The organism is Sinomicrobium oceani, from assembly GCF_900119185.1.
GTDB lineage: Bacteria > Bacteroidota > Bacteroidia > Flavobacteriales > Flavobacteriaceae > Sinomicrobium > Sinomicrobium oceani.
In genome coordinates this window covers 38,532-49,196 of sequence record NZ_FPJE01000029.1, presented here as the reverse complement: position 1 = coordinate 49,196, position 10,665 = coordinate 38,532, and the positions used below count along the sequence as shown (strand labels likewise).

Annotated in this window: 10 protein-coding genes; 8 read left to right on the top strand and 2 right to left on the bottom strand. The window is 42.8% G+C overall.

Translation table 11 applies throughout. The features are described 5' to 3' along the window. From BT112_RS22010 to BT112_RS18830, 5 genes are all read left to right on the top strand, one after another. Positions 1–206 (top strand): hypothetical protein (locus tag BT112_RS22010; protein WP_217652431.1); only part of this gene is annotated, 206 nt, incomplete at its 5' end. 337 nt (positions 207–543) lie between these two features. Then, positions 544–1,587: an SRPBCC family protein gene (locus tag BT112_RS18845; protein WP_072319012.1), complete on the top strand. Its 1,044-nt coding sequence runs from the start codon at positions 544–546 to the stop codon at positions 1,585–1,587. Between the two features lie 543 nt (positions 1,588–2,130). After that, a complete protein-coding gene (locus BT112_RS18840) occupies positions 2,131–2,469 on the top strand; it encodes a P-II family nitrogen regulator (RefSeq protein WP_072319011.1) in 339 nt (112 codons plus the stop codon). Between the two features lie 51 nt (positions 2,470–2,520). Continuing rightward, positions 2,521–3,765 (top strand): ammonium transporter, encoded by a 1,245-nt coding sequence (locus tag BT112_RS18835; RefSeq protein WP_072319010.1) that lies wholly within the window; start codon positions 2,521–2,523, stop codon positions 3,763–3,765. A 152-nt stretch (positions 3,766–3,917) separates the two neighbouring features. Continuing rightward, complete coding sequence (locus tag BT112_RS18830) at positions 3,918–4,985, top strand: porin (RefSeq protein ID WP_072319009.1); 1,068 nt, start codon at positions 3,918–3,920, stop codon at positions 4,983–4,985. 94 nt (positions 4,986–5,079) lie between these two features. Here the strand turns inward: BT112_RS18830 and BT112_RS18825 are convergent, their stop codons facing one another. Continuing rightward, positions 5,080–5,727, bottom strand: a complete 648-nt coding sequence (locus tag BT112_RS18825; protein WP_072319008.1) for a DUF1684 domain-containing protein — start codon at positions 5,725–5,727, stop codon at positions 5,080–5,082. Between the two features lie 143 nt (positions 5,728–5,870). Here BT112_RS18825 and BT112_RS18820 point away from each other — a divergent pair, with 143 nt between their 5' ends. The 3 genes from BT112_RS18820 (at position 5,871) to dnaJ (ending at position 8,995) form a co-directional block, all read left to right on the top strand. Then, positions 5,871–7,091 carry an MDR family MFS transporter gene (locus tag BT112_RS18820; protein ID WP_072319023.1) on the top strand — a complete coding sequence of 407 codons (1,221 nt, stop codon included), beginning with the start codon at positions 5,871–5,873 and terminating at the stop codon, positions 7,089–7,091. 141 nt (positions 7,092–7,232) lie between these two features. Beyond that, positions 7,233–7,817, top strand: coding sequence for a nucleotide exchange factor GrpE (locus BT112_RS18815; protein ID WP_072319007.1), 585 nt, complete (start codon positions 7,233–7,235; stop codon positions 7,815–7,817). Between the two features lie 59 nt (positions 7,818–7,876). Next, positions 7,877–8,995, top strand: coding sequence for a molecular chaperone DnaJ (gene dnaJ / locus BT112_RS18810; protein ID WP_072319006.1), 1,119 nt, complete (start codon positions 7,877–7,879; stop codon positions 8,993–8,995). Between the two features lie 313 nt (positions 8,996–9,308). On the opposite strand, the gene BT112_RS18805 is transcribed toward dnaJ, so the two are convergent. Continuing rightward, positions 9,309–10,589: a replication-associated recombination protein A gene (locus BT112_RS18805; RefSeq protein WP_072319005.1), complete on the bottom strand. Its 1,281-nt coding sequence runs from the start codon at positions 10,587–10,589 to the stop codon at positions 9,309–9,311. Between the last annotated feature and the right edge of the window lie 76 nt (positions 10,590–10,665).

Here is a 10,665-nt window from a genome sequence, read left to right as displayed (position 1 = left end):
CACAGTACGATGTACATGGCTGTGTGATGTTTTTTGTTTGGCAACACAAATATCCACAGCCTATTTTTTCTTTCAAAAAAAGTTTAGATCACTTCAATATTAATTTATCTCCAAAAAAACCATCTATCGAACAGGAAAACCTTAATATTATAAGGCGTTTTTTACTTTTTAATGCAGCTTTTATTCTAAAAAAAATCATAAATTAGCACCGTGGTTTAAAAAAGTAAAAGCAATGATTACATTTCTAAGTGTATTGTTTTCGCTTCTTATTATTAATGTGCTTCTATTAACATTCAGCATTAATAAGACGGAGAAGAAGACAAAGAAGCCTTTTAGGTTCTATCCGGAAAAGGCAGGAAAAAATTTTTCCCCTCAGTTCGACATCAAAAATTACAGGGAAGCCGTATAATTATTTTACCGGTTTTTCTGTGTAAACCTTTTCAAAACAGGTCTTTTTTGCTACGGCAAGAATGATTGTGGATTTCTTTTGCGTTAATTTTTGTGTTATTGCTTAAATTAGCATCGATACAAATTCAGAAAAGTATGAAAATCCTCAAATATCTTTTTTTCCTTCTCCTGATATTGGTGATAGGCTTATCTATATATGTAGCTATTCAACCCTCGTCTTACAGTATAACCAGGACCCGTACCATACATGCCAATCCTCCTGTGGTATTCAACTATGTGGAAGATCTCAAAAACTGGCAGGATTGGATCTACTGGACAGCAGGAAATACAGGTACAAAAATCACCTTCGGAGAGACTACCAAAGGGATCGGGGCCAATTTCAGATGGAACAATGACAAAATAAAAGGAAAACTCGAGACCACTGCTCTCACTCCACATACACATATCGACCAGGAACTGCTCTACGGGGAGCATGAGCCGGCACATATTTCCTGGATATTCGAACCGGAAGACAACAACACCAAAGTAACCTGGAAAACGGAAGGACCACTCAACTTTATATCTAAAGCTTATATATTATGGAAAGGAAGTCTTTCCGGACGAGTGGGCCCACAACTGGAAAGAAGCCTGGAAAAACTGGATAGCCTCGTCATAACCGATATGAAAAAGTACAGCATATCCGTAGATGGTATCGCTGAACAAGGTGGTGGTTTCTACCTTTACACTACTACTTCAAGCAAAATATCGGACAGCCGGAAAAAAATAGCTTCCCGGATACAGGTTATAGAGGACTATATCAAAAAGAACAGGATATCTAACGTCAGTATTCCCTTTACGCTGTATTATTCCAGGGATGAAGAAAATAATGCTACAATTTTTTCGAATGGGGTCTTTACATCCGCAAAAATCATAACTGATCCGGAGAGCGATATATTAACCGGAGAAATGCCTCCTTTTCGTGCCCTCAAAGTAACGCTGAAGGGCGACACCAAAAATCTGGAAGAAGCATGGCAAAGTGCTTATGCTTATTTGTCAGAGCGTCAGATTGCCCAGGACTCTACAGGTCCGTACATGGAGTTTTATCCTGTAAATGCCAACGACACCCGCAATCCTGCCAAATGGATAACGGAAATATACGTTCCGGTATCCGAACTCAATATCCCTCCTATAGCCGAATAGTCTCCCCGGAGCTCAAAGACATAACGACTATCTACCCCGCCGGCACCAACGCTACGTCGGGGTTTTTAATTTCCTGCTCCCGTATAAAACTGATGTATCCCAAAGGCAAAATTCATTTCACCTGTCCGTTGCTTTCTTCTATCATAACATCCTTTAGCTCTCCGGTATGCTGTTATAAAAGAACAGTAAAACACAAGAAACAGGAATAATATAACATTCTATAAATAACCTTTTTCTTTCTACGAAAAGCACATTTCAACACATTAACGACTCTTTTTTACCAAGTCGGATTAAAAACTCGCATGATAGTACGCTCAAAAGCTTTCGAAAACGTTTTCGTTTTTCAAACACAAAGCTAAAAACTTCGATTTTTTTTCTTCCAAAAATAGCAACACATCATTTTAATCATATTTTTCAAACAAACACCCCAATAAAAATAGGGGTATTTATGAATATTTAATAAAAATATCGATGTTTAGTATGTTTTAGTAAGGGGTGTATTCCATTTAATATAAATTTAACATTCATAAAATTTATTCTCTAATGAAAAAAATAGAAGCAATTATCCGAAAGTCAAAATTTGATGATGTGAAAGAAGCTCTTCATCAGGTTGGTGTAAACTTTTTCAGCTATTGGGATGTAACCGGGCTCGGTAACGAGCAACAAGGACATGTGTACAGAGGTGTAACCTATAGTACGGCAGACATCCAGCGACGATACCTCTCTATTGTAGTATCCGATGAATTTGCTGACACGGCTATTAATGCCATTCTCGATTCAGCCGGAACCGGAAGCGTGGGTGACGGAAAGATATTCGTCTCTCACGTGGAGGAGACCTATAGAATACGTACTCGCGAAAAAGGATCGACATCACTCAACTAACAAACGGATAACAAACTAACCGACAAAGTAAACAATTAAAAAAGAAAAGTTATGGAAGAAACTTTATTGACAGCCAATAATATATGGATGATGGTATGTACCGGACTGGTATTCTTTATGCATCTGGGTTTTTCCTTTTTGGAAATAGGGCTGACGAGACAAAAGAATACTATAAACATTCTCTTCAAAAACGTATTTATCATATGTATAGGTCTACTGCTCTACTGTTTCGTAGGATTTAATCTGATGTATCCCGGAAGCTTTATAGGAGGTATACTACCCGATTATTTTATTGATCTTTTCGGACTTTCTCTTCCGGAAGACGGGCTTACTGCTGCCTATGCCGACGGAGGATATACGTACTGGACAGATTTCCTCTTTCAGGGTATGTTTGCCGCTACTGCAGCTACCATAGTTTCGGGTGCAGTCGCAGAGCGTGTAAAACTGACGAGCTTCATGGTATTCTCTATTATATATGTAGGGGTTGTCTATCCTATTGCAGGTTCCTGGAAATGGGGAGGCGGATTCCTTGATGAGTGGGGTTTCTATGATTTTGCAGGATCAACCATAGTACATTCCGTAGGCGGATGGGCTGCATTGGTAGCTGTTTATCTCCTGGGAGCAAGGATAGGAAAATTCGGGAAAGACGGAAAAGTTAATGCCATACCAGGACACAATATCCCGATGGCTACGGCCGGGGTACTGATTCTGTGGCTTGGATGGTTCGGTTTTAATGGCGGGTCCGTGCTTTCGGCCGACCCGGGAACCACCTCTCTGACCCTGGTAACTACTTGTCTTGCAGCAGCAGCCGGAGGGGTATCGTGTTTCATATTCTCCACCATTATGTATAAAAACTATGACCTCACCATGTTCCTCAACGGTATACTGGGAGGCCTGGTAGGGATTACCGCAGGTGCAGACCTCATGACACCTACCGATGCTATTATTATTGGCCTGATCGCCGGTGTTATTATCGTATTGGGTGTGGCCCTCGTAGACAAACTGAAACTCGATGACCCCGTGGGTGCTATCGCTGTTCACCTGATATGCGGAATATGGGGAACGCTTGCGGTAGGTCTCTTTGGCTCTATGGCAGGGATGGACCAGTTCCTGGTGCAACTTGCAGGTGTCGCCATTGTAGGTGTATTCTGCATCGTATGCGCATTTATTATATTGTTTACCATCAAAAAAACCATGGGATTACGTGTCTCCAAAGAAGAAGAGCTCGAAGGGCTTGACCTTCACGAACACGGAGGAATGGAAGCTTATCCCGACTTCCGAATGAACCAACACTAAAACTACATCATAAAAAGTCCTGGGATTTTTTTAAGAAAAGGGAAGCGGAGCGTTTGGCAGAACGCTCCGCAAAGTAACCTTCATTTCTAAAAAGACCCTGAGGCGTTTCGACACACAAATCCAGTAAAATCAAAACAATTAATCTTTTTATTATGAAATCGATTACTATGACAAAGTTCGTAAAAAAAGTGCTTTTCACCATTGCAGCACTTGCAAATTTCATCGTTTTTGCACAAGAAACACCCAAATTTCAAATCAGTGGTAGTGTAGATGGTTACTATAGGTATAATTTTTCGGACGAACAAAGACAGGCTCCTCTCTCCTCGTTTGCGAACAACCCGGGATTCGCACTCGGAATGGCCAATGTAATTGCTTCTTATGAAGGCGAAAAAGTAGGCTTTGTAGCCGACCTCGTCTTTGGCCCAAGGGGAGAAGATGCTGTCTTTCTGTCCACAGGATCCTCCAATATCGTCAACCAGTTGTATGTATACTGGACCGTGAGCGATGCAGTAACACTTACCTTTGGTAACTTCAATACCTTCCTGGGATATGAAGTAATATCGCCTACCGGGAACTTCAACTACTCCACATCTTATATGTTTTCCTACGGTCCGTTCTCCCACACAGGTCTAAAAGCCGATTTTAGCCTGTCCGAGAACTGGTCTGCAATGCTCGCCGTAATGAACCCTACGGATTATACGGAGTATAACCCCTCCGGAGTCTACACCTTCGGAGCACAACTGGGATATGAAACTGAAAACGGAGGTACCTGGCTGAATGCGATTTACGGAAAACAGTATGACGGAACAGCCATAAGTGAAGAACCGACCTTCCAGATAGATCTGACTACAGGATATGATCTTACCGATATGTTTTACCTCGGGCTGAATGCCACCTATAACGAAACCAAAGATGCAGGAGGTTTTTATGGTGTTGCCCTCTATCCGCAGGTAAAGACTTCCGAAAGTTTTGCCCTTGGGCTTCGTGCGGAGTACTTTAAGGAACTCGAAGACGGAGGCCCCGTTTACGGCCCGGATATCAGCACCTGGGATTTTACACTTACCGGAAGCTACACCGTCGGAGACCTCACCATTAAGCCTGAATTACGTCTTGATACGGTTTCTGAAGACGTCTTCTTCGACAAAGAGAGCTTCAGAGCAAATATCCCGAGTGAAGGAAGCCTCGGATCTTTTGTCCTTGCCGCTATCTATAAATTTTAATATACCGAAAGTTTTAGGTATCTTCTTATACCAGACCAGGGCCGGAATTCTGATAGTTCCGGCCCTGGTCCGTTTTTCTGTCAGCTGATAATATTTACCTGGTCTCAAAAGATTTTACTCCGGCCTTTACTGCCACGGGAAGCATATTTTCCGGGGGTACTATAGGGCATGAGTATTTTTTGTTGTACGCACAATACGGGTTGTAAGCCTTGTTAAAATCCAGAATGAGCTCCTCTCCCTTCGGAATACGCAGATCTATGTACCGTCCCCCTCCGTAAGTTTCCTCTCCGTTGGTTTCATCCGAAAACGGCAGAAAGAGATAATCTTCATATCCCTCACGGGTAATCAGTTCCTGATTCTGGTAAACATTAAGCTGATATTCCTTTCCCGCTATCTCAAAATAAAGAATCCCATAACGGATTTCTTCCGTTACACGATCTGTCGTCGTAGGCATAAAAAAAGAAGACTCTCCCGGCGTCCTTTTCAATTTCGCTTTGACCCTCCAGGTCGTATCTATAGAAAAAAAATCGAGCCCTTTAAAATTCTTTCGGTCTCTGGCCCTTAAAGGAGATACTTCAGGATTCCGGAATTCCTCATTGAGCTCCCGCTGAAACTGCTCTATATCCCAAATCGCGTTCGTAGTATCCGCAATGGCGGAATCCTTTGGCTGATGATACCTTTTATCTCCTTTGCAACTACTAAAAACGGTAAGAAATACCAATGTAACCCATATCGTTCTCATACGTTCCGTCTGTTTTGTGTGTATAGCTAAAAACTTCTTTTACAAAGCTATAATTTTCTGTGAAGATATCTGTTAAAATAACAACTTATCCGGCTGCGATTAACGAGAATATAGCTAAGTTTGACATTTCATTTTCCCGTTATATGCTGCATCACTTCTTCAAAAAATACATGGCTTCCTTTGGAGGTTTTTCAAGAGAGATATGGTTTCTCACTCTCATCACCTTTATCAACAGAGCCGGGACAATGGTACTTCCTTTTTTATCCAGATATCTCAAAGAGGATCTGCTTTTTACGTACGGTCAGATCGGGTGGATCATGGTATGCTTTGGCCTTGGTTCCATGGCAGGTTCCTGGCTCGGAGGAAAGTTATCTGACAAGATCGGGTTTTACAAAGTCATGGTATTCAGTCTTTTTACCAGCGGCATCGCGTTTTTCACCTTGCAGTTTATTACCGGTTTTTACGGGCTCTGTATTGCCATGTTTGTTATCATGACCATCGCCGACATGTTCCGGCCGGCTATGTTTGTGTCGCTCAGTGCTTACAGCAAACCCGAAAACAGGACGAGGGCTCTCACTCTTGTCAGGCTCGCTATTAACCTCGGTTTTGCCGCAGGTCCCGCCATGGGAGGGCTTGTTATTATACATATGGGATATTCCTCACTCTTCTGGATAGACGGAGCTTCCTGTGTTATAGCCATTACGCTCTTCCGTATCCTGGTCAGGGAAAAGAAAAAAACTCCGGAAGACGATACCGACAATACGTTAAGCAAAACCGGTATTCCCGTATTCCGGGATAAACCCTATTGGGTATTCCTGTTCATCACCTTCGTTATCGGTATGTTGTTCTTCCAATTATTCACCACCTTACCTGTTTATCACAAAGAAGTATACGGACTTTCAGAATTTCAGACCGGACTCCTCATGTCTTTAAACGGACTTCTCATATTTCTGTTTGAAATGCCTCTGGTAAGTGCCATCGAAAAAGCTGGCGTCACCAAGGCAAAACTTATTTTTACAAGTACCCTCCTTTTTACACTGAGCTTTCTTGTACTGCTCTACCCGGGCCAGACCGCTATCCTCATTATAAGTATGATCATTATAACCATAGGAGAAATGATCGGTTTTCCGTACACCAATGCCTTCGCCATGAGCAGGGCCAGTAAAGGAAGAGAAGGCAGGTATATGGCACTGTACACGATGAGTTTTTCTCTCGCTCATATATGGAGCGCTAAGACAGGTATGGAAATCATAGACCGCTGGGGGTATAATGCCAACTGGCTCTTTATGGGCGGGCTTGGTATTACCGGTATAATTTTTGCACTTTTGCTGCGCTATATGCTAAGCAAAGAGCAGCAAGGCTGAACCGCCCGGAATTTCCTGCGGACCAAAATGACATTATGGCATTTCAGGAACAAATAGGCTGTTGAAAAGAGACGGAAAAGCATATAAACAGGTTTGGCAGCACTTTTGCAGTACGCAAGCCGATATAAATAGTTACGAGATATGGCAAAAAAGGATCAAAACGAAGAGACTATCAATAAAGATATTAATACCGAGGAACAAAATACTCCGGTAACCGAAGAAAATGCAGAAAATCAGGAAGTTTCTGCCGAAGAAAAGCTCAGCGAAGAACTCGGAAAGGAAAAAGACAAGTTCCTCCGTCTCTTTGCCGAATTTGAGAACTACAAAAAGAGAACTGCAAAAGAACGCATAGAACTGTTTAAGACAGCAGGACAAGATGTCGTATCTGCCATGTTGCCCGTACTGGATGATTTCGATAGAGCGTTAAACGAAATCCAGAAACAGGCAAAACATGACAACGAGACTTCGAAAAATGAAGTGGTCAACGAACTACTCGTCGGTGTCGAACTCATCAATAATAAGTTCAGAGAAGCCCTGAAAGGTAAAGGACTTACAGAAATAGAAACTTCCCAGGGCGATGCTTTCGATGCCGAACTGCATGAAGCCATCACCCAGATCCCGGCACCTTCGGATGATCTGAAAGGCAGGATCATCGATGTCATAGAAAAGGGATATCAGCTCGGAGACAAGATCATACGATATCCTAAAGTGGTCGTAGGAAAGTAAGATAAATGATGGAATTTCCCGTTTTTCAGTAAATGAAATCCGGGTAAAAAACGGAACAGATGAAAGAAGATTATTACGAAATACTGGAAGTTCACAAAAGTGCTTCGGCTTCGGAAATTAAAAAAGCTTACCGAAAAAAAGCCATACAATATCATCCCGATAAAAATCCGGGAGATACCAAAGCAGAGGAACTGTTCAAAAAATCTGCGGAGGCTTATGAAGTGCTGAGCGATCCGGATAAACGTGCCAAATACGATCAGTACGGCCATGCTGCTTTTGACGGCAATGGCGGATTCGGCGGCGGCGGCATGAACATGGACGACATATTCAGCCAGTTCGGAGATATTTTCGGGAGTGCTTTCGGTGGCGGATTCGGAGGATTTAGCGGTGGCGGATTCGGAGGGCAGCGCCGTGTAAAGGGAAGCAACCTCAGAATTCATGTAAAGCTCACACTGGAAGAAATAGCCAAAGGCGTAGAAAAGAAAGTAAAAGTCCGCAGAAAAATACAGGCTCCGGGAGTCTCTTATAAAACCTGCCCTACCTGCCACGGTTCAGGACAAGTAACCCGGGTTACCAATACCATTCTGGGAAGGATGCAAACATCCGCTCCATGTAACGCTTGCGGGGGCGCCGGCCAGATCATCGATAAAAAACCGGCTGATGCCGATGCCCAGGGACTTAAAGTAACAGAAGAAACGGTTTCTATAAAAATACCTGCAGGGGTTGCAGACGGTATGCAACTTAAAGTTACCGGAAAAGGGAATGAAGCTCCCGGAAACGGAATACCTGGTGACCTACTTGTTGTGATCGGAGAGGTAGAACACGAGACCCTGAAACGGGAAGGAGACAATCTTCATTACGACTTATATGTCAGTATCCCCGAAGCCGTACTGGGAACATCCAAAGAGATCGATGCCGTAACCGGAAAAGTCAGAATTAAGCTGGAACCCGGTATTCAGTCCGGAAAAATACTAAGGCTCCGAAGCAAAGGCATCCCTAGTATCAATGGCTACGGAAGCGGGGACCTGCTCGTTCATGTCAACGTTTGGACCCCAAAAACTCTTAATAAAGATCAAAAAGAGTTTTTCGAGCAAATGCTCGAGGATGAACACTTTGCACCCAAACCGGAAAAAAGCGACAAATCGTTTTTTGAAAAAGTAAAAGACATGTTCTCCTAAGTGGGAGACACCATATACGATAAGATTAAAAGGCGGCTTTCTTTCGAAAGCTGTCTTTTTTTATGCAGTGCTCCGGAGATTACAAAACAGGAAACTCGGGTGCGGGTCAGCTTGTTTTCTGACTCCAGATGAAAACAATACTTCTATGTGAATTTTTTACTTCAATTTTTATTCATTTCATAAAAATATCATAAAAAAAATGTATATTTGAAAACCCACTAAGAAATCTTAGTGTTAATTTTTTTCTTTTTCATAGCAATTTTTTCCCATCCTTGACCCCGATTAAGGATGGGTTTTGTTTTATAACCGATGATTATTTCCTTTTGTATTTATCGCCCCAGCGTTTGCGAATAAATTCGTCCATTCCCTGCTCCCTGCTATTATTACCGGGTTCATAAAAGGAAGTCCCTTTAATCTCCCCCGGGAGAAACTCCTGGTTTACGAAATTCTGATTATAGTCGTGCGCATATTTATAATCCTCTCCATATCCCAGTTCTTTCATTAACTTGGTCGGTGCATTACGCAAATGTAAGGGAACGGACAGGTCCCCTGTTTGTTTTACCATGGCCTGCGCCCTGTTTATAGCCATATAGGCCGTGTTGCTTTTGGGTGAGGTTGCCAGGTATATTGCACATTGACTGAGTATGATCCGGGATTCGGGATAGCCGATCGTTGTTACAGCCTGGAACGTATTATTGGCAATAACCAAAGCCGTCGGGTTTGCCACACCTATATCTTCGGAAGCCAGGATAAGCATGCGTCTTGCGATGAATTTCACATCTTCCCCGCCTTCTATCATACGTGCCAGCCAGTACACTGCTCCATTGGGGTCACTACCACGAATAGATTTGATAAAAGCGGAAACAATGTCATAATGCTGCTCTCCCGTCTTATCGTAACGAACGATGTTGTTCTGTACTTTTTGAAGGACCAGATCATTGGTAATAACCACTTCGTCCTTGGCTTCCGAATTAATGACCAGCTCAAAGATATTAAGTAGTTTCCGGCCGTCTCCTCCGGATAATCGCAATAATGCTTCCGTTTCCCTGAGATCGATGTTCAGCTCCGACAATACGGTATCCTTCTCCATGGCCCGGTGTAACAAGGCTTCCATATCGGCCTTGTCAAAAGCATTCAGTATATACACCTGACATCTCGACAAGAGCGCGGGGATTACCTCAAAACTCGGGTTTTCTGTGGTAGCTCCAATCAACGTCACCCAGCCTTTTTCTACCGCACCGAGTAAGGAATCCTGTTGAGACTTGCTGAAACGATGGATTTCATCGATAAAAAGAATAGGATTCTTTGTCGTAAAAAGGCCACCACTTTTCTTAGCTTTATCTATAACCTCACGGACATCCTTAACCCCACTGCTTATCGCGCTAAGCGTATAAAAGGGCCTGTCGCTCTCATTCGCTATGATATTGGCAAGTGTGGTCTTACCTGTCCCCGGAGGTCCCCAAAGGATCAACGATGGGATCATTCCTCTCTTGATCTGCCTGGTTAAAGACCCGGTTTCACCAACCAAATGCGACTGGCTGATATAATCTTCCAGGGTTCGGGGACGTATTCGTTCTGCAAGTGGTTCATTCATGCTATAAAATTACTATATTTATTTTGATGAACATTTACCGGACAATCCGTTTTGGCAGTCATTTTTGATATTGTTA

Bases quoted from the DNA above. Each gene is read 5' to 3' on its own strand.
- BT112_RS18845 (WP_072319012.1), top strand. From the start codon at position 544: ATGAAAATCCTCAAATATCTTTTTTTCCTTCTCCTGATATTGGTGATA.
- BT112_RS18840 (WP_072319011.1), top strand. From the start codon at position 2,131: ATGAAAAAAATAGAAGCAATTATCCGAAAGTCAAAATTTGATGATGTG.
- BT112_RS18835 (WP_072319010.1), top strand. From the start codon at position 2,521: ATGGAAGAAACTTTATTGACAGCCAATAATATATGGATGATGGTATGT.
- BT112_RS18830 (WP_072319009.1), top strand. From the start codon at position 3,918: ATGAAATCGATTACTATGACAAAGTTCGTAAAAAAAGTGCTTTTCACC.
- BT112_RS18825 (WP_072319008.1), bottom strand. From the start codon at position 5,727: ATGAGAACGATATGGGTTACATTGGTATTTCTTACCGTTTTTAGTAGT.
- BT112_RS18820 (WP_072319023.1), top strand. From the start codon at position 5,871: ATGCTGCATCACTTCTTCAAAAAATACATGGCTTCCTTTGGAGGTTTT.
- BT112_RS18815 (WP_072319007.1), top strand. From the start codon at position 7,233: ATGGCAAAAAAGGATCAAAACGAAGAGACTATCAATAAAGATATTAAT.
- dnaJ (WP_072319006.1), top strand. From the start codon at position 7,877: ATGAAAGAAGATTATTACGAAATACTGGAAGTTCACAAAAGTGCTTCG.
- BT112_RS18805 (WP_072319005.1), bottom strand. From the start codon at position 10,589: ATGAATGAACCACTTGCAGAACGAATACGTCCCCGAACCCTGGAAGAT.